The sequence below is a fragment of the Alteromonas sp. ABV4_150 genome (genome assembly GCF_056311745.1).
Genome location: NZ_CM149971.1, coordinates 3,872,893 through 3,892,614 on the forward strand (window position 1 = coordinate 3,872,893; position 19,722 = coordinate 3,892,614).

General features: G+C 44.1%; 9 protein-coding genes and 1 pseudogene. All 10 read left to right on the forward strand.

Annotation, left to right across the window (positions count from 1 at the left end):
* Positions 1–307 precede the first annotated feature (307 nt).
* The 10 genes and pseudogenes from ACYX4M_RS16760 to ACYX4M_RS16805 all read left to right on the forward strand — a co-directional run bounded on the left by ACYX4M_RS16760 (position 308) and on the right by ACYX4M_RS16805 (position 19,533).
* Positions 308–2,368: a DUF1302 domain-containing protein gene (locus tag ACYX4M_RS16760; protein WP_476080969.1), complete on the forward strand. Its 2,061-nt coding sequence runs from the start codon at positions 308–310 to the stop codon at positions 2,366–2,368.
* A gap of 11 nt (positions 2,369–2,379) precedes the next feature.
* Positions 2,380–3,747, forward strand: coding sequence for a DUF1329 domain-containing protein (locus ACYX4M_RS16765; protein ID WP_476080970.1), 1,368 nt, complete (start codon positions 2,380–2,382; stop codon positions 3,745–3,747).
* A gap of 79 nt (positions 3,748–3,826) precedes the next feature.
* Positions 3,827–4,873, forward strand: a complete 1,047-nt coding sequence (locus ACYX4M_RS16770; protein WP_476080971.1) for a WD40/YVTN/BNR-like repeat-containing protein — start codon at positions 3,827–3,829, stop codon at positions 4,871–4,873.
* A gap of 15 nt (positions 4,874–4,888) precedes the next feature.
* A pseudogene (locus ACYX4M_RS16775) lies at positions 4,889–7,208 on the forward strand (efflux RND transporter permease subunit).
* A 196-nt stretch (positions 7,209–7,404) separates the two neighbouring features.
* Positions 7,405–12,243, forward strand: coding sequence for an NAD-glutamate dehydrogenase (locus ACYX4M_RS16780; RefSeq protein ID WP_476080972.1), 4,839 nt, complete (start codon positions 7,405–7,407; stop codon positions 12,241–12,243).
* A 164-nt stretch (positions 12,244–12,407) separates the two neighbouring features.
* Positions 12,408–13,415 (forward strand): quinone-dependent dihydroorotate dehydrogenase, encoded by a 1,008-nt coding sequence (gene pyrD, locus ACYX4M_RS16785; RefSeq protein WP_476082902.1) that lies wholly within the window; start codon positions 12,408–12,410, stop codon positions 13,413–13,415.
* Positions 13,416–13,499: 84 nt separating this feature from the next.
* Entirely contained in the window at positions 13,500–15,596 is a 2,097-nt protein-coding gene (rlmKL, locus tag ACYX4M_RS16790; protein ID WP_476080973.1) for a bifunctional 23S rRNA (guanine(2069)-N(7))-methyltransferase RlmK/23S rRNA (guanine(2445)-N(2))-methyltransferase RlmL, read from the forward strand.
* Positions 15,593–15,826 (forward strand): glutaredoxin family protein, encoded by a 234-nt coding sequence (locus ACYX4M_RS16795; protein ID WP_476080974.1) that lies wholly within the window; start codon positions 15,593–15,595, stop codon positions 15,824–15,826. The genes rlmKL and ACYX4M_RS16795 overlap by 4 nt, the downstream gene beginning before the upstream one ends.
* Positions 15,823–17,763: an ATP-binding cassette ATPase Uup gene (uup, locus tag ACYX4M_RS16800; RefSeq protein WP_476080975.1), complete on the forward strand. Its 1,941-nt coding sequence runs from the start codon at positions 15,823–15,825 to the stop codon at positions 17,761–17,763. The genes ACYX4M_RS16795 and uup overlap by 4 nt, the downstream gene beginning before the upstream one ends.
* 12 nt (positions 17,764–17,775) lie before the next feature.
* Positions 17,776–19,533, forward strand: a complete 1,758-nt coding sequence (locus ACYX4M_RS16805; RefSeq protein WP_476080976.1) for a DUF3466 family protein — start codon at positions 17,776–17,778, stop codon at positions 19,531–19,533.
* Positions 19,534–19,722 lie beyond the last annotated feature (189 nt).

Genomic DNA, 19,722 nt, shown 5'->3' on the forward strand with positions numbered 1-19,722 from the left:
GTTGTCTACGCTTAATCCTTTCTATCGTAAATAGGGGATGTAGAGCACGCTTTATCCCAGTTAAAAACCGCAAAGCAGTAAATCAAATAATTCCGCGCAAAACTTATACAATTTTCCTGCAACTTTATAAATGCCTTTTATACTCACAATAAAGCAATAACTATTTGATACGACTAATGTTGTAAATTTTGTTAACTGGTAGGATTAGTTCTTGCGGTTATGGCAAAATGATGTAATGATTTTGTTAATCGTTATGGTTGGTCATGATGTCACGTATTAAGTCACATCGACTTGGGAGTATAAAAATATGAAAAACGGGCCTAGCGCTTTTAAAATATCACCGGTAGCAGCGGGAGTTCTCTCACTGCTAGGTGCTGCTTCAGTACCAGTGCATGCTGCAAATTGGCAAGTAGGTGATGTAAGTATTTCTTTAGATTCAACATTTACATTGGCTACAAGTATTCGAACAGAGGCACGAGATTACGACCTTATTGGTAACAGTAACCACCCTCAATTCGATTGGAGTGGTTATCACGCAGCTTTCAATCCTTTATACCCAAGCAGCGATGTGTGGGCGTTAGCAGACGGTGCATATTCAACCAATGGTGACTTAGGTAACCTTGCTCACGATCCAGGCGATGCTTTCGCTACGCAAGTGTCAGGAACACACGAACTAGATATTAACTTTGGTGACTACGGCTTCTTTGCTCGTGGATTCTGGTTCTATGATTTCGAGCAGATGGATGGCGACCGCCCATACTCTAACCCGATAACGGGTAACCAATACGACTTGTGTCAAGACCCTGAAGCTGAGGACTTACTTTGTACAGACGTACGTCTGTACGATGCGTTTTTCTACGGCGACTGGTGGATTGGCGACAAGCCGCTTACGCTTCGCGTAGGCCGCCAGGTTATCAGCTGGGGGGAAAGTACGTTCATCCAACACGGTATTAACACAACCAACCCTGTTGACGTTACTCGTGCACGTGCACCAGGTGCCGAACTTAAAGAGGTGTTCCTACCGGTAGGTATGGTCTACGCTTCCTTGGGCTTGACCGATACAGTCAGTATCTCTGGTTATTATCAATATGAATGGCAGGAGAGCTGGTTACCGGTATCGGGAAGCTACTTCGCTGGTAATGACTTCGCAGGTGAGGGCGGTCAGCGCAACAACATTCAGTTAGGTTTCAGTGGCAACCCTGACATCGATCTTGATCATTTATTGACAGCGCTAAACGGGTACGGTGACTTGTTGCGTTCAGGTGCTGATGCTGCCGATATATCTCAGGCTTATCTCGCTTACCCAACAAAGGTCGCTGTACGAGGCTTTAGCGATGAAGTGCGTAATGATGCAGATGACCAAGGTCAATATGGCCTTCGCTTAACCTGGTTTGCAGAAAACCTAAACGAAACCGAGTTTAGCTTTTATCATATAAACTACCACAGCCAGCGCCCATTGATTTCAGGTGTTACCTCTGATTTCACTCAAGAAGGAATTGGTGCTGACCTCGCGTTTATTGCAGCTAATGAAGTTACTCGTGACAACATCACTGAGCTAGGCGCGTTCACGAAGTCTGAGTTCTTCTTCCCAGAAGACATCAAACTTTATGGTATGAGCTTCAACACCAACATAGGCACTACAGCCCTTGCTGGTGAGTTTGCGTACCGTGTAGATGAGCCATTACAAATCGACGATGTTGAACTGCTATACATGGGTATGCCAGAGCAGTTGGCTAATGCCGGCCTACGCCCTGATTTAGCGGGTATATCACAGCTAAACAACATTGGTCGCGCTGTAGGCCCTGGCGAAACCGCAGAAGGTTTCCTATTCTCTGATACATGGCAGATGCAGTTTACTGCATCACACGTATTCGGTCCTAAGTTCGGCTCTGATAACTTTGTGCTTCTAGGTGAAGTAGGTTATGTGAACGTTGTTGATATGCCAGATCCAGACGTAATTCGTTTAAATGCTCCTGGCACAGCACGAACACCGTCTCTAGAACCGATCAACGGCAATGCCCGAGAGGGATTACATGTTGGCCTTTCAGATGGTCCTGAAACTAACCCGTTTGCAACAGACGACGCATGGGGTTACCGTTTGTTAGCTGTTGCTGATTACAATTCAATTTTCGCGGGTATGAACCTTCGGGTTCGCGGTACCTTCTCCCATGATGTTGAAGGTACAACGCCGGATCCATTATTTCTTTTCACAGAAGATGTTAAGTCTGCTGCACTTTCTTTCACGTTCGACTATTTAAGCAAATGGTCTGCAACGGCGTCTTACAGTGCATTCTGGGGCGGCATTGGTACAACTAATGCGCTATCTGACAGAGACTTCATTTCATTTAACATCAAATACGCAATCTAAGAGTGGTTTTTATGATTAGAAAAGTAGGAATTATCGCTGCAGCCTTGTCACTAGCCTTGTCTGGTGCAAGCGCAATGGCTAAAGTGTCTGAAGCAGACGCAAACAAATTGGGTAATGATTTAACACCATTAGGCGCGGTTAAAGCGGGAAATGCAGACGGCAGTATTCCAGCGTGGACTGGCGGTATTACTGCTGCTCCTTCTGGTTATACCGTGGGTGACCATCATCCTGATCCATATCCAGATGATAAAGTGCTATTTGAAATTACGGCTCAAAACTACAAAGAGTACGCAGAGTTTTTATCAGAAGGTCAGAAGAAGTTATTTGAAGCGTACCCAGAAACATTCCGCATGCCGGTTTATCCAACCCGTCGTTCTGCGTCAAATCCACAAGCGATTTATGATGCTACTAAGGTAAACGCGACACGCGCCGAATTGCTTGATGACGGTAATGGTATTAAAGGCGCAGTTTTGGGTATTCCTTTCCCAATTCCTCAAAACGGTCTTGAGGCAATTTGGAACCACATTCTTCGCTATCGTGGCGAAGCGGTTCAGCGCAACGGTGGGCAAGCGGCTGTAACTACCGGCGGTGACTACAATGTTATTGGTTTTGACGAGCAGTTATTAATTAAGTACGCAGAAGAAGATGCTACGCCAGAGAAGCTAACAGAAGACAATATTTTGTTTATGTTTAAGCAAAAGGTGACTAAGCCAGCTCGCTTAGCGGGGACTGCGCTACTTGTTCATGAAACAGTAGATCAGGTAAAAGAGCCGCGTAAAGCATGGACTTATAACACCGGTCAGCGTCGTGTGCGTCTTGCGCCAAATATCGCGTATGACACACCAGGAACAGCAGCAGACGGTCTTCGTACTACCGATGACTTCGATATGTTTAACGGTTCTCCAAACCGTTACGACTGGAAACTTGTTGGCAAGCAGGAAATGTTTGTTGCCTACAACAACTATGCACTTCATTCAGACAATGCCTCATATGAGGATATTTTGAAGCCAAATCACGTTAATCCAGAATTAACACGCTGGGAAAAGCACCGTGTTTGGGTAGTTGAAGCGACGCTAAAAGAAGGGTTCCGTCATATTTATCAAAAACGCGTATTCTTCATCGATGAAGATAGCTGGCAAATTCAAGTTGCTGATATGTATGATAATCGTGGCGAACTGTATCGCGTTGGTGTAGCTTATGGTGTGAACTATTACGAAGTACCAACACAATGGTCGACGCTTGACGCGTATTACGACTTAAACTCTCGACGTTATCTAGCTATTGGTTTAGACAACGAAGAAGAGATGTATGACTTCACCGTACGCCCTCGAGATGTGGAATTCACGCCTCAAGCGTTACGACGAGAAGGTATGCGCTAATCGCCTTACACAACAAACGGTTGGCAAATGCCAACCGTTTTTGTATACAGACAATTATAAATAGGGGGAATGGTTAATTATGAAAAAAACCATTGCAGCGTGCATTGCCGCCACTTTCGCAGTTAATTACTCTTCAACTGCACTCGCCGAAGAAGCATTCATGGCACCATTGGTTGAGCAATCGGTTCTTTTGGACATAGACGCTGATTCATTTGTCGTTATTGTCGGTGAACGCGGTCACGTTTTATTATCGGAAGATGGCAAGAGTTTTCATCAGAAACTCGTGCCTACTCAATCAACGCTTACTGCAACGACTGTTGTAGGTGAGAACATTTGGGCAGTAGGTCACGACGCTGTCATTCTTCATTCTTCAGACAAGGGCGAAACTTGGGAAATTCAAAATTATCAACCCGACCTTCAACGCCCGTTTTTAGATGTATTATTTTTTGACGAGAAGCAAGGCATAGCCACTGGTGCTTATGGCCTGTTTTATCGAACGCTTGACGGTGGAAAAACGTGGACAGCAGAACGCCACGCCAGTCTTCTTGATCCAATGGACCAAGAATACCTTGAAGAAATTCGCAAGGAAGACGAAGAATTTTATCAACAAGAGTTAGAGTCTATTTTACCGCACTTAAATCGCGTGACCCTTGACGGAGATACGCTTTACATGGCTGGTGAAGCGGGTTTGTTAGCAAAAAGTACCGACATGGGCGAGTCTTGGGAGCGTTATTACGTCGACTATACTGGGTCATTTTTTGATATCAAACCGTTAGATGAAAATACGGTGTTAGCGGTAGGACTTCGCGGTAACATTTTCGTGAATAGAAACCAAGCGGAATGGGAATACGTTCAAACCTGCTCAACCAGCACCCTTAACTCAATTCTCGTTGGCTCAGAGTCAAAGGTCTATGCGTTAGGCAACAACGGTATGATGGTAAGCGCACAGCGTCCACTACCTACCAGTATGCGGGACCCTTATGCCAATCCATCAGACTGCGAAGCTGATGAAGGCATCAAGGTATCACAGATAAAAGATAAAGCAGCGCTTTTAAATGCTACACAGTTCAATGGTACAAGCATTGCTGTTTCCGCGAATGGCATTAAAACGTTGAGTTTAAAATAGGGCAGTATAAAAACAATGACCCATTTTCTAGAAAAATTAGTGTTTGGAAACCGTAAAATTGTGGTAGCGCTTTTCGCTATGGCAACGGTATTTCTAGGTTATCAAGCCTCACAGATGCGCTTGGACGCAGGTTTTGAAAAAAATATTCCGCTTAATCACGAATACATGAAAACCTATATTGAGCACCGCCAAGATTTTGGTGGGGCCAACAACATATTAGTTTCTGTCTGTGATAAGAACGACAATATTTACAATCAGAACTTCTTCGATACGTTGAAAAATGTTCACGACCAGCTTTTCTTTATTAATGGGGTGAACCGTTCATTAGTTATCTCACTTTTCTCCCCATCAACGCGCTTTACAGAAATTGTTGAAGGCGGCTTTGCTGGCGGCCCAGTCATCCCAGCAGACTTTAATTCGTCTAGCCCTGAAGCACTGGAATTAGTTGCTGCAAATGTAGAAAAGGCAAACATTGTAGGTCGACAAGTTTCAAGTGACTACAGCTGTGCTATGGTAACCGCACAGTTGCTAGATATTGACCCACAAACTGGTGAGCCGCTTAACACACTCGCTCTGGCAGCAGAACTAGAAGATCAGCTTCGTGGTCAGTATGAAAACGAAAATACCTCTATTCATATTATCGGTTTTGCAAAAATGATTGGTGATGTGGCTGATGGTGCTAAGGACGTACTGTTATTTTTCGCCATTGCCATCGCGATCACTGCGGTAATGGTGTACTTCTTCTCACGTAGCATCATGCTTACTGTATTGCCATTGGTTTGCTCAATTATTGCTGTTATCTGGCAGCTTGGACTTTTGACCTCAATCGGCTTTGGCATGGACCCTATGTCAATTCTAGTACCATTTTTGGTGTTCGCGATTGGTGTTAGTCACGGTGTGCAAATGATTAACGCTGTAGAAAAACAGGCGGTAACGGGTATTGGCGCAAAACGGGCTTCCATGGCAGCATTTAGAAACCTATTGGTACCAGGCGGTATTGCCTTGTTATCAGATACTGTAGGTTTCATGACGTTGCTGGTTATCGATATCGGCATTATTCGCGAGTTGGCCATTACAGCAAGTATGGGTGTTGCAGTAATTATTCTTACCAACCTATTGCTGCCTTCCTGTCCTTATGAGCTTCTTAAAGCTTGACCAGAAATATGTTGAAAAATTTGCGGGTAAGGAAAATACTAACTCTCGGTTCTGGGAAGTTATTGCTGCATGTTCGCGTAAAAAGCCAGCAGCATTAATCTTAACCGTTACCGCTATTTTGTTTGTACTTGGGCATTTCCAGGCTCAGAACATGAAAATAGGGGACTTGCACGCAGGGGCTCCGGCCTTGCATGAGACATCACGCTATAACCAGGATACCTTCTTAATTACCGATAAATATGAGGTTACGGTAGACTACATTTCTATTCTTGTAGAAACCACGCCAGAAGCCTGTACATCGCACAGCGTGATGAAAGCCATGGATGACTTCCAGTGGAAGATGGAAAACGTACAAGGCGTACAGTCTGCAGTGTCCCTTGCGTCAGTAGCCAAAATTGTTAATGCGGGTTACAACGAAGGTAACGTTAAATGGCAAGTTCTACCGCGTAATCAACAGACGTTAGTTCAAGCTATTTCTCGTGTACCTACTTCGTCAGGACTCCTTAATGGCGATTGTTCAGTTATGCCGATAATTCTGTTTATGGAAGATCACAAGGCAGAAACTATTTCTCGCGTTGTTGATGCAGTTAAAGCGTACCGCGATGAATACCAAACTGACGATATGAAGTTTAGCCTTGCTTCTGGTCCTGTTGGCGTAATGGCTGCTACCAACGAAGCAGTTAGCGCAGCACAAGACCCAATGATGCTTTATGTATTTGGTGCTGTTATTGCGCTATGCCTAATAAGCTTCAGGTCTATTCGTGCCACCCTAGTTGTTGTTATACCGCTATATGTTGTTTCTGTGCTGGCTCAAGCACTAATGACATACCTGCAAATTGGCCTCACCGTTTCTACATTGCCAGTTATCGCACTTGGCGTGGGTATTGGCGTGGACTATGGTATTTATATCCTCTCTACTAAGAGCTTAATGCTGAAGAAGGGTGCAACCGTTCAAGAGGCATATTTTGCAGCCCTGAAAGAGCGTGGCAGTGCCGTATTGTTTACCGGTATCACATTAGCAATAGGCGTTAGTACCTGGGTGTTCTCTTCACTTAAGTTCCAAATGGATATGGGTATATTGCTAACATTCATGTTCGTTGTGAACATGCTTGGAGCAATAATTGTACTACCCGCCTTAGCTAGGTTCCTATGGTGGAATAAGAATGACCCTGGTGCGTAAATTATTTTTGCATAGCTACGCATAAAAAAGGGCCTTTAGGCCCTTTTTTTTATGTGTTTTCTGCATAGTTATCTATGCTGTTAATATAAGGTTAAAAATGGGCTTTCATTAGCGTCATTTATTAGAGAAAATAGTTAGGTACTCGACACTTATACCAAGTTTAATTGGTATTACGACATTCAAAAAAGGTTAACAAATGACAGTCACCTCACAGCGACACTCAGTACTGCTAGACAATGTATTTGCACTTATTGACAAAAAAGTAGATACCAAGCAGAAGTCTCTTGTGCAGCAATTCGGACGTCTGTTGTATAAAAACATATCAAGCGATGACTTAGAAAATCGCAACGACAGCGACCTTTATGGTGCAACACTCAGTTTATGGAATGGTTTGGCAAAGTTTGAATATGCTTCGCCTTACATTCGTGTTTTCAACCCTGAAATAGCGAAACATGGCTGGCACTCAAGCCACACAATAGTGGAAATTATTGTATCGGACATGCCTTTCTTGGTTGACTCTGTACGTATGTTGCTTAATCGGTTGAACATTACCGCACATTTATTTCTTCATAGCCCCATCGGCGTTAAGCGGGATAAAGGGAACAAATTAGAAGCCTTTGCAGAGCCAGGAAAACCCCTAGATGGTGCTAAAAAAGAGACTGTCATTTTCATCGAAATCGATAGACAAACTTCAAAAAAAGATATCGATGCATTAACTAAAGAACTTTATTCAGTGGTTGATGAAGTCTCTTTAGCAGTTGAAGACTGGCAGGGCATGACCAGTACTTTGCAAGACGTCATAAAAAATAACGCGAAATACAATTGGCCTGTGTCTGCAGATGCGAAAAAACAAACCAAGGCGTACCTTGAGTGGTTAGGTGACCATAACTTCACCATGATGGGATATCGCTATTATGAGGTTAAAGCAATTGAAGGCGACCATAGGTGGATACCGAAAAACGAAACTAGCTTAGGCCTTCTTAAAAACTCAATAAATGACCGCGAACGTCTGTTATCAAGACTGCCTGCTTCAGCTAGAGCTGAAGCCTTAAGCAAAAGTCCGTTGATATTAACAAAAACAAATTCCCGTGCTCGCGTGCATCGACCAGCCTATATGGACTATGTAGGCGTTAAGGTATTCAACAAAGACGGGCAGGTTGTAGGTGAACATCGCTTTCTAGGACTTTATTCAGCATCCTTCTATAACAATAGTGTAACCCAACTACCCATTTTGCGTGAAAAGATTAAGCGTATTTGTGAATTATCTGGTTTCGAGCCAGGCACACACGCATACAAAGCTTTCGCGAACATTATAGAAACCTACCCCCGTGATGAATTACTGCAAACTCCAGCAGAAGAACTCGCACAAATCGTGATGGGCATATTCCAAATGCAAGAGCGTGGTATATCTCGCCTGTTTATCCGTAAGGACACATTTGGCCGCTTCTTCTCTTGCATGGTATTTGTGCCAAGAGAGCGCTATAACACTCAGTTGCGTAAAGAGACTCAAGCGTTACTCAAAGCTTCATTAGGCGCCACAGAGGAAGTCGAATTTACCACCTTTTTCTCAGAATCTGTATATGCCCGTACGCATTACATTGCTAGAGTCAACGATAACAACGCGGAATTCGATGTGAAGGAAATAGAGCAAAACATTATTGAGTTGACCAAAACCTGGAACGACCGACTAGCTTCAGCGATTTCAGCTGCTCATGGCGAAGCGTCAGGTAAGGCCCTTGAGCGCAAATACAACAACGCTTTTTCTCGTAGTTACATGGAGCACAACCTGCCATCGGCAGCGCTGGTAGATATCGGCAAGCTAGAGATGCTGGACGACAATCACACCTTAGACATGTTGTTCTATCGTCCGCAAGAAGAGGATGCAGATAGTCAAGTTGTTAAGCTTAAGCTTTTCCATCGTGCTGAACCCATTCACTTGTCTGACGTGTTGCCCATGCTGGAGAACTTTGGGTTACGCGTAATCGACGAAAGCCCTTATAAAATCACCTGTTCAGAAGGTGAGCGTAACTGGGTGATGGACTTCACCATGTTGCACAAAAGCGGCCAACATTTCGATATGGAAGCGGCGCAAACCCTATTCCAAGAAGCCTTCGCGAAGGTGTGGTACAAAACACTTGAAGATGATGCGTTTAACCGCCTCATACTAGGCGCGAACATGACAGGCCGAAAGGTCACTGTGCTGCGCGCCTACGCCAAATACATGCGCCAAACTGGCAGTTCTTTTAGCCGAGACTATATTGCAAATACGCTGTCTAACTATCCAGACATTGCCCGTTTATTGGTAGATTTCTTTGACCAACGTTTTGACCCCAAGAAAAAGCGTAACCAGAAAAAAGAAGACGCAATACTAGAGACGATCAAGACACAGCTAGATAATGTAAGTAACCTTGATGACGACCGCATAATTCGTCGTTATCTAGATATGATGTCGGCAACCCTACGAACCAACTTCTATCAACCAGACGATGCAGGTAACGAAAAGTCTTACGTATCATTTAAGATGATGCCAGAGCTTATTCCAGAAATGCCGCTGCCGTTACCTAAGTTTGAAATCTTTGTATACAGCCCACGCGTTGAAGGTGTGCATCTTCGCGGCGGTAAAGTGGCCCGTGGTGGTCTGCGATGGTCTGACCGTCAAGAAGATTTTAGAACCGAAGTACTGGGCTTGGTAAAAGCGCAGCAGGTTAAAAATACAGTTATTGTTCCTGTTGGTGCGAAAGGCGGGTTTGTTTGTAAAAACTTGCCGGTTGGTGAAGGCCGCGCGGCTATTCAAGCAGAAGGGCAAGCCTGTTACCGAACTTTCATAACAAGCTTATTGGATATTACCGATAACATCGTTAATGGCGAAATAGTACCGCCGAAAGACGTGGTACGCCTTGATGATGACGACCCATATTTGGTTGTAGCTGCAGACAAAGGTACTGCGACCTTCTCTGACATTGCCAACGGTATTGCAGAGGAATTTGGCTTCTGGCTAGGCGATGCGTTTGCATCTGGCGGTAGTATTGGTTACGACCATAAGAAGATGGGTATCACTGCGCGCGGCGGTTGGGAATCGGTTAAACGCCACTTTAGAGAAATTGGCATTGACTGCCAAACAACAGACTTTACCGCTGTGGGCGTTGGCGATATGGCAGGCGACGTATTTGGTAACGGTATGCTGCTGTCAAAGCATACGCGATTAATTGCGGCATTTAACCACTTACACATTTTCTTTGACCCAAGCCCTGATGCGGCTGAAAGCTACAAAGAGCGCCTGCGTTTATTTGAGAATCCAAGCCTTAGCTGGGAAGACTATGACAGTAAGTTAATTTCTAAAGGCGGTGGTGTATTTAGCCGTGCGTCTAAGTCAATCAAGCTGACACCTGAAATGAAGAAGTGGTTAGGCACACGTCAACTCACTATGACGCCCAACGAGCTTATTCATAATATACTAAAAATGCCTGTTGACCTTCTTTGGAACGGTGGCATCGGTACTTACATCAAGAGTAAGAAAGAATCTCACTCGGAAGTGGGCGATCGTGCCAATGATGATTTACGTGTTAATGGCCGTGACGTTCAAGCAAAAATTGTGGGCGAGGGTGGCAACTTAGGCTTAACGCAGCTCGGTCGTATTGAATATGCTTCAAACGGAGGCCGGGTTAACACTGACTTTATCGATAACGTCGGTGGTGTAGATTGTTCTGATAACGAAGTTAACATTAAGATTTTGCTTAACAGCTTGGTTAACGATGGCGAACTAACGCTTAAGCAGCGTAATAAGCTGCTGTACGATATGACTGACGATGTTAGTACAATTGTATTGAAAGACTGTTATCGCCAAACTCAGTCTATCTCTATTACGGAATTAGCTGGCGTGAAGCAACTTAAAGAGCAGCTTCGCTTTATTCACGGTCTAGAACGTGAAGGGCAGCTAAACCGTGAACTTGAGTTTATTCCGAGCGATGATGAAATTTCTGATCGCGTTGCAACTGACCAAGGCCTAACACGCCCTGAACTTAGCGTGCTGATTGCCTATGGAAAAATGGTGCTTAAAGACGCGCTTAACATTCCGGAAATTACTGACAACCCTTACCATGGTAAACTGTTAGTTGAAGCCTTCCCAAAAGTGCTTCGCGAGAAGTTTGCAGCACACATGCAGCAGCACCCGCTTAGAAGCGAAATTATCGCCACTAAACTAACCAATAATATGGTTAACGACATGGGCCTTAACTTCGTGTTCAGAATGCAGGAAGAAACCGGTGCAAGCGTTAACGAAATTGCAGATGCCTACGCGATTGTGCACGGTATCTTCAACATGGATACACTGTGGGAGCGCATTGAAAAATTAGACAACGTTATTCCTGCCAAACTCCAGTTAAAAATGCTTGATGAAGCGCGCAGAATTATGCGTCGAGCTTCTCGCTGGTATATTCGTCATGGCAACAAAGCGCAGTCGATTGAAGAAGCCATCGCAAGCTATCGCGGCACATTCGATATACTGTCGAAAAACTTACAGCATTACTTGGTAGAAAGTGAATATGCACAATTAGAAGCAGCAACGCAGAAATATATTGCTGAGGGCGTGCCTCAGGATATTGCTTATCAAGTAGCGAGTTTCTCAAATATGTTCTCAAGCTTTGATTTGGCACAAATTGTAGAAGCCGATAAGCACGATACTGATGTTGTTGCCAAGCTTTACTACCAATTGGGTTCGCGTCTAGAGCTTCACTGGTTCTTAGATCAAATCAACAATCAAGCGGTAAGCAACCACTGGCAGGCATTGGCCCGTGCTTCTTATCGTGAAGAACTTGACTGGCAGCAGCGCTCAATCGCAGCAAATCTGCTAGCTTCTCGTGAAGACGTGAGCAACGCTGACCAAATTCTGGATGAGTGGATTGAAAGCAATCAGGTGCTGCTAAAACGCTGGTACCATATGATGTCTGAATTTAAGACCAGTACAACTCACGAATTTGCGAAATTTTCTGTCGCTTTACGTGAATTGATGCTTTTAAGCGTGAAGTCTAACCATTAGAATACACGCACCTTAATAATTTAAGCCCTGTTTATCAGGGCTTTTTATTGGCCGATTGGTTATTATTAGCTAGCTCTACATCGTTTTTTGTAAACAGATTATCTGTAAACGTAAGGCGTAGTAACGACCAAAAGACCCTTAATAAGCGAGCGTTAAACACAACCATGCAATCTTTAGTGCAAAAATTCTTACTTCAGTGTGAGCCTGAAAAAAGTCACGATTTCACCATTAACTGGTTAAACAAGACACAACATACACCGCTGAAATGGATGTACAGCACACCAACGATTAAAAAGCCCATCACCGTCGCCGGCATGACCTTTGACAATGCTGTGGGGTTGGCCGCAGGGCTGGATAAAAATGGGGATTGTATCGATGCGTTTTCAAGCATGGGCTTTGGCTTTGTAGAAATTGGTACGGTAACGCCACGCCCACAGCCAGGCAACCCTAAGCCTCGCTTATTCAGAATTCCTGAAAAGCACGCCATTATTAATCGCATGGGGTTCAATAACAAAGGTGTTGATCATCTTGTCGAGCAAGTAAAAAAAGCCCAATTTAAAGGGCCGATAGGCATTAACATTGGCAAAAACAAAGACACCGAAGAAGCAAATGCACTCGACGATTATCTGATTTGCTTAAATAAGGTTTACCCTTACGCTAGCTATGTCACTATCAATATTTCATCGCCTAACACGCCAGGGCTTAGAAACCTGCAGTACGGTGAAGCACTTGATAGATTATTAGCAGGCCTAAAGGCCGCCCAAGAAACACTCACGCAAACTCACGGAAAATACGTACCGCTTTTTATTAAGATAGCGCCAGATTTAAGTGATATTGAAATTGAAAGTATCGCTGCATCGCTAATTAATAGCAAGATGGATGGTGTCATAGCAACGAACACGACGCTTTCTCGTGATTCGGTTGCTGGACTGCAACACGCAGATGAAATGGGCGGCTTGAGCGGTTCTGTGATGACAGATATGAGCCTAGAAGTAACCCGTAAATTAAATAGGGCACTTGACCGCGCTATACCGATTATCGGCGTAGGGGGCATTGACTCTCCTGAGACAGCACAAGCGCGCTTAGATGCTGGCGCATCGCTAGTACAGGTCTACTCAGCTTTTATTTATCAAGGCCCATCTCTCGTTAAACGCATCGTAAACGCGTTATAATACACTCGAAATAGGGTACACCCGAAACCAATCTCTCGTGCACGTGCTTCTAGTGAAGCTCGTGCATCAAAAACAGGTATATGAATGAATACTATTCTGGTTACGACCAGTCGCGGTCTTGACGAACTATTGAAACAAGAAGTGCTAAGCCTTTGCCCTGATGCACAAATTAAACAGGGTCCTGGCACTATTCAGTTTGAAGGCTCAAAAGAAGATGCTTATAAACTTTGCTTATGGTCACGCTTAGCTAACCGCGTAATTTGGGTGTTAGCATCCGGTAAAGCAGGCGATGCAGAAGCACTTTATAACACGGCTATGGGCGTTGACTGGCAAATGCAGATGGATTCTCGTCATACGTTATCTGTGCAGTTTATCGGCACCAACTTTGCTATCAAAAACACCCAGTTTGGTGCTGTTCGTGTTAAAGACGCCATTGTGGATTCATTCGTTGAGCAAGGTCTACCTCGCCCGTCAGTTGAGCGCAAAAGCCCTGATGTATCAGTATATGCCAGACTGCACCGCGACAATGTGATCTTGGGTATAGACCTAGCTGGAGCAAGTTTACACCAACGCGCATACCGACAGGAAACCGGTGACGCCCCGCTTAAAGAGCACATTGCCAGCGCAATGCTTATGCGCAGTGGTTGGGCAGAGAATACCGAGGCGCCTTTGGTAGATTTAATGTGTGGCTCGGGCACTATTGCAATAGAAGCGGCCTATATTGCCCGTAATATTGCACCGGGTATTAAGCGTTCATACTGGGGCTTTACTAAATGGCTTGGCCACGAAGCTAAGGTTTGGGAAGATTTGGTAGAGCATGCCATTTCCGTTCAAAAGCCAAGTTGCGGCGGTATTTACGCAGGTGACTTCAGCCGTAAAATGGTAGCCATTGCCAAAGCCAACGCTGATTTTGCTGGTGTATTTAACGATATTTCGTTTTCTCAGCAAGATGCTACCAAGTCATCGCCGCCAGTCGGCACGCCAGGCTATGTCGTGTCTAACCCGCCATACGGAGAGCGTTTAGGTGAACTGACTTCGTTAATCCCACTATTTAGTGATTGGGGTAAGCGCTTTAAAGAAGCATGGAAAGGCTGGCACGTGTCGCTACTAAGCAGTAACCGCGATTTACTACGTGTACTAAAGCTTCGCGCTACCAAAGACTACGCCATGAATAATGGTAAGTTAGAGTGCCGTTTAGCTAACTATGTGCTTGATGAACAAAACACAGTGCAGTTTAGTGAAGACGCAGGCAATCATGAGTTTGCTAATCGTTTAAAGAAAAACCTTAAACGTATGAAAGGCTGGATAAAAAGCGCAAACACAAACTGCTACCGAATCTACGACGCTGATTTACCTGATTACAACGTGGCAGTAGATAGGTATGGCGACTGGTTAGTTGTGCAGGAATACGCGCCACCAAAAACCGTATCAGAAGATAAAGCCCGTAAGCGTCTGCAAGAGGTGTTACTACACTTACCAGCAGTTACCGGAGTCTCACCTAAGCACATTGCCCTTAAGGTGCGTAGCCAGCAAAAAGGGACTAAGCAATACGAAAAAATCAACCAGTCTGGCGATATGATGGAAGTGTTCGAAAACGACGCTCGGTTTTTGGTTAATCTAACTGATTACTTAGATACCGGGCTTTTCCTAGACCACCGTAATACCCGTCAAAAAGTAAAATCCTTGTCAAAAGACAAAGACGTGTTGAATTTATTTTCATATACAGGAAGTGTGTCTGTCTTCGCTGCTATGGGCGGTGCGAAATCTGTTACCACCGTGGATATGTCTAATACCTATTTAGAATGGGCAAAGAAAAACGTAGCACTGAATAAACTAACAGGCCCTCACGCCTTTATTCAAGCCGACTGCACCACATGGCTAGGTACGCACAAAGGTAAATATGACCTAATTTTCATCGACCCACCGTCGTTTTCAAATTCGAAACGTATGCAGAATACGTGGGACGTACAGCGCGACCATGTAAAAATGCTTACCGACGCCAAAGCGTGTTTAAAAGAGCAGGGGACAATCATATTCTCCAACAATAAGCGTGGTTTTAAATTAGACGAGTCAGCCATCAGTGCCCTTGGCTTAAACATTGAAAATATCACCCACCAAACCATACCCGAAGATTTTGCTCGTAAGGGTAAAATACACCAGTGCTGGATTCTACGTTCATGAAAATAATCTTTTATACGGGCCCTCAGTGTAGTCTTTGTGATTTAGCGGATGTAGAACTTCAGCAAACGTCTATGTTTTCGTCACTTGATATAGAGAAAGTGAACATTCGAACTAGCACCGAGTTGTACCACTTGTACGGAGCGCGTATTCCAGTTTTGAAGCGGTCCGATAATGAAAAAGAAATTGGATGGCCCTTTAATGCTGCCGATTTAGAGGAGTTTCTTCAGTGAGCATTTTGCAGTTAAAAAACATCACTGTTATTTATGGAAATCCGCCGCTTCTAGACGGCGTTGAACTGGTTGTTCAGCCTAAAGAGCGCGTATGTTTAGTGGGGCGTAACGGAAGCGGTAAATCAACCCTTATGAAAGTTATCGCAGGCGATGTTATTGCCGACGATGGCCAGCGCATTATTGAGAATAACACCGTAATAGCACGTTTAGAGCAGGATCCGCCACAAACGACAGACGTAACACTGTTTGATTACGTTGCCGAAGGCCTATCGGACGTAGGTGAAACGCTAAAAGCTTATTTTCATCAAACCCGCACTGTGGGTGAAGATCCTAGTGAAGCTAATTTAAATAAACTTCAGCGGTTACAAGAGCAGCTAGAAGCTAGAGACGCTTGGCAGTTCGAGCAGCAGATTGAGCAAACGCTTACCATGCTTAAACTTGACCCTGAGATATCGTTATCAACATTATCCGGAGGCTGGCGAAGAAAAGCCGCTCTTGCGCGTGCGTTAGTACGTCAACCAGATTTATTGCTGTTAGATGAACCTACTAACCACCTCGATATTGAGATGATCCGTTGGCTTGAGTCGAGTTTGAGCAACTATCAAGGCGCAATTGTATTTGTAAGCCACGACCGTGCTTTCATTCGCGCCATGGCAACACGTATTATTGATCTAGACCGCGGTTCTGTTACCAGCTATCCAGGTAATTACGAAACCTACCTAGAGAAAAAACAGCACGATTTAGAAGTTGAAGCGTCGCAAAATGCTGAATTCGATAAAAAGCTAGCACAAGAAGAGGTATGGATTCGACAAGGTATCAAAGCTCGTCGCACCCGTAACGAGGGACGAGTAAGAGCGCTGAAAAAACTACGGGAAGAGCGCAAAGCACGCCGCGCTGTGCAGGGCAATGCTGTGGTTAACCAACATCAGGGCGCTCGCTCTGGGAAAATGGTGTTTGAGGTAAAAGATTTAAGCTATAGCATTGAAGATAAGCCAATCGTTAAAGGCTTAAACCTAAATGTATTGCGAGGCGACAAGCTTGCACTTATTGGCCCTAACGGTAGTGGTAAAAGTACGCTTATCAAGCTTCTTTTAGGAGAGCTGCAGCCGGACAGCGGGAATTGCAAACAAGGCACGAATTTAGAAGTCGCGTATTTCGACCAGCATCGTCATGGTCTAGATTTAGAAAAATCAGTCATTGATGCGGTTGGTGATGGAAAACGCGACCTTATGGTTAATGGCCACCCGCGCCACGTGATAAGCTATTTGCAAGATTACTTGTTTACGCCAGAACGCGTAAATGCCCCCGTGAAGTCATTATCAGGTGGCGAAAAAAACCGCCTAATGTTAGCCAAGCTCATGCTGAAGCCAAGCAACGTTTTGGTTCTCGATGAGCCAACCAACGACTTAGACGTTGAAACCTTAGAAATGCTTGAAACCTTACTTAACGAGTATACCGGCACCGTGCTTTTAGTAAGCCACGATAGGGAATTCGTTGATAACGTTGCCAACAGCAGCGTAGTTTTTGAAGGTAATGGCCTGCTTCGCGAATTTATAGGGGGTTTCACTGACGTAGAAAACTGGTATAAAGAGCAACAGGAAAAACGTCAGCAAATCGAAAAGGAAGAGAAAGCCAAGGTAAAGAATGAAACTAATTCAGCTTCAGACAGTCCTAGTGCTAAGTCTTCTCCCCGTAAGACGAAAAAGCTATCATACAAAGATCAGCGTGAACTTGAGTCCTTGCCTAAAGAGCTAGAAACACTTGAGGAAGAACTTGAAGCTATGCAAGAAAAAGTCAACAACCCAGACTTTTTCAAACAAGACAGTGATGTTACTGCCAAGGCGTTAGCCGAATTGGCAGATAAAGAAGAATTACTTTCCCAGAAATATGCGCGCTGGGATGAATTAGAAAGTATGCTGGAAGATAATCAGCAGTAAATAGGATTTTAAATGAAACGAACTCAGCTTGCCGCCGCCGTTCTGTTGGCAACAGGAAGTGTTTCGGCATTTGCCGCGACCTATTCAGTGACGCCTCTTCCTTTACAGGATACCGCTAGAAATAATTTTGCTCGTTCAATCGACAACTCAGGCAAAATGCTTTCTGTTGCCCAGCTTGAATACAATCCCCCAATAGATGTAGATCAGCTTGAAAATGACACCAACTTCTTTGATGTAAACGGCTCTGCTTTAGAAAATGAAGACGACGCGCGCCAAGGTGTGTTTACTGACGCAGATTACACGATTATCGTTAATTACTTGCTTTCGAACTTCACTGGTACAACGGGTCAAAAACTTGCATCTTTTAGAACCTTCTTAACTGACACCCAGGATATTTCTTTGGTGCCTGGTTTAGACGAAGTTACTGAGAAATTCAATGACTATACACACTCGGTAGAGGCATTAGGCAGAGACAGTTTAAACGGTAACTTTGTTGTAGGTGACTCGTCTGGTTTAGTTGTTTTAGACCCGTACGAAAATGAAGACGGCGACACAGTTAACTACACTTATCCTGAGTCAGCTCAACAAGGTTTTATTCAAGCATCTGATGTCACCAAAGCATTACCCGCTTTAGATACCACTGCGGGCGGTTTTTCATCGGCTCGTGCTATTAATGCAAATCTACAAGTGGCCGGTTTTAGTACGGTTAGTTTTCAAGACGACGTAGATGAAGCTATCGAAACATGTGCTGATGATGAGTTGCGCGGTGATCAGTCTGAAGGGCGTTGTTTGTTTACTGTTTATAATGGTGATTTTGAGGTACCGCGCATTTCTAGCTATTACCTAAACACATCAACCAACTTTCTTCCCGGCTTCGTTTTATTATCAGAAGTTAACGCTACTATCTGGCAAGTTGACGTTAACGGAGATGTGATTAGCACCGATACATATCCATTACTGTTCGAACCAGATGAGGACGATACAGCACACTACTTTACCTATGCTTATGATATCAATGATCAAGGTATTGCTGTGGGTGAAGGGCTAACAGGAGATCGTGTTACGATCACGCGTCCTAACCAATCTGGCTTGACTGAAAGTGAGCGCGTAGCAACTGTGTTCAGAGATGGCGAGACTATTGAACTTCTTCCTCGCGAAGAAAACATTAATAGCCAAGCAATCGCTATTAACGATGAAAACTGGGTAACAGGCGCCGTACTTCGCTCACAAAGCGATATCGCTCGTTCACGCCTTTTCGTATATAACCTAGATACACAAGAGCAAAAATATCCTGATGGCTTCTTCGTAAGCGCGGGGGTTACTGCGAATGCAATTAACAATAACAATATTGTGGTGGGTAAAGCTGATGTTGAAGCCACGAGCGATACGCTGCGTGAAACCGCCGCATTTATGTATAATATTGACACAGAGGAGTTTCTGGATCTCAACGATTTAGTATCTTGTGACAATACCTATGAGCTTATAGAAGCCGTTGACATTAATGATGACAACGAAATTATCGCGAATGCACGTATCAAAACAACTAATAAGTACGTAACTGGCGTTGACGTCATAAACTCAAGTGGTGAAACAGATTTGGTGGATTCTATAGTAGCAGTTAAACTATCTCCAATAGCTAACGGCTCCATCGACGAATGTGAAGTGCCTGAAGACGAACAACCTTTTGAGCGCAGCGGTGCTTCCACAGGTTGGCTGGCGTTCTTTGGGTTATTTGCCGCAGCTTTCGTGCGCAGACGCTTTAAAAAATAATTGAATTTATAGAGCATATTTACAATACGCTGAAGAAGCCACATTGCTGTGGCTTTTTTTATGCCTAAAAAGCGTAAAAATAGACATATTTATGCATAAAAAATGTAACATAAATTTCATCGAAACTTCATTTATTTAAAGTTTGTCAAGGGTTTTAATTTTATATTTTTCTTGAACCATTTCGTTAAT